The following is a 1,356-nucleotide window of genomic DNA, read 5'->3' as shown; positions in this document are numbered from 1 at the left end:
GGTGCTCGAATGCGGGACAAAATGCATGCGCCCGCCGATCTTCCGGTCTGGTTGAGAACGGATGATTTGGAGTTCTATACGCAGGAGTTCGAGCGGTCAGGAATGATAGGGCCTTTTTCCTATTATCGAAGTATTCAAAACAGTTGGGAGCAGCTTGAGTCACATGACGGCACTCAGCTTCGCCCACCTGCGATGTTTATTGGAGGAGAGTGCGATGTCACGACAGGATGGGGACTAGAGGCAATTGATCGTGTAGGCGAGTTCGTTCCGAATTATGTCGGGTCACACATTCTGTCCGGATGCGGTCATTGGATCCAACAAGAACGGCCTGAGGAAGTAAATGAATTGGTTTTGGGATTCATGAGAGAGCTTGTTTGAGGCGCGCTACGCGGAAGTGCGCACGCTAACGTGCGTCTGTATTATCTCCCGAGTGAACATTTTATCAGGCGCTTGGGCAAAGGATAATGAACACGAATTTTCGGGCGTGCGTGGGACTCTATGGCCCAGACGGAATGCTGAGAAATTGGGGAATGCATCCTGAATTTTGTTGACATAAGAAAAAAAAATAATTTTATTTGATAAAAAAGAATAATCCAAGGTGAGGAAGAGGCTATCAATCATGTCCACGGTTAAAATGTTCCAGCGTCGGACGGAAACTGAGTCCGAATCAGACGGGCCTCGGAGCCTGATTGAGTCGACTTACGAGCAGTTGAGTATCGATATTATCCACGGCAAGTATGGGCCGGGTGACAAGCTGCGACTTCAGCCACTAAGTGAAAATTATGGAGTGAGTGTTGGCACTGTGAGGGAGTCGTTATCTCTCCTCATGTCGGATGGGCTCGTCCTTACTCAATCCCAAAAAGGTTTTCGAGTGGCGCCGATGTCGCTTGTTGATTTCGAGGATTTGGCCAAGGCGCGGGTCCTGCTGGAAGCATCAGCGTTGCGGGATAGTATCGTATCCGGGAAAGATGACTGGGAAGGTCGGGTTGTCCAAGCATATCACCAACTGTCCCTTGCGGAGAAAAGGCTCGAAGCTAATCCAATCGCAGGATTCGAGATATGGGAGCAGCGCAATCAGGAATTTCATGATGCGCTCGTATCGGCTTCTTCCTCTCGCTGGGTGCAGAAGTTCCGAGTTATTCTCTACAAGCAAGCGGAACGCTACCGGCGGTTGTCTACAGCCCGTCGAGTAAGCCCTGGCGTGTTGGCTCATTCTGAACACGAGAAGATTTTCGAGTTGGCCATTGCGCGTGACGCCGATGCGGCGGTTGAGGCGCTATCTTTTCATATTTGGTCAGCCGTAGAATTCTTGAAGGGGCGTGGTCTGATTTTGGAAAGTCCGGACAAGGAAGGCTA

The 1,356-nt window shown here is 50.3% G+C and carries 2 protein-coding genes; both read left to right on the top strand.

All coding sequences use genetic code 11. From position 1 onward, the window contains the following. The coding region (locus HOC_RS22615; RefSeq protein WP_035542504.1) for an alpha/beta fold hydrolase at positions 1 to 378 on the top strand (378 nt) is incomplete at its 5' end. 241 nt (positions 379 to 619) lie between these two features. Then, a partial coding sequence (locus HOC_RS20475) for a GntR family transcriptional regulator (RefSeq protein ID WP_206741634.1) occupies positions 620 to 1,356 on the top strand: 737 nt, incomplete at its 3' end.

This window comes from Hyphomonas oceanitis SCH89 (genome assembly GCF_000685295.1).
Classification (GTDB): domain Bacteria; phylum Pseudomonadota; class Alphaproteobacteria; order Caulobacterales; family Hyphomonadaceae; genus Hyphomonas; species Hyphomonas oceanitis.
The sequence above is the reverse complement of the archived record's forward strand: the minus strand, read 5'-3'. Positions and strand labels throughout refer to the sequence as shown.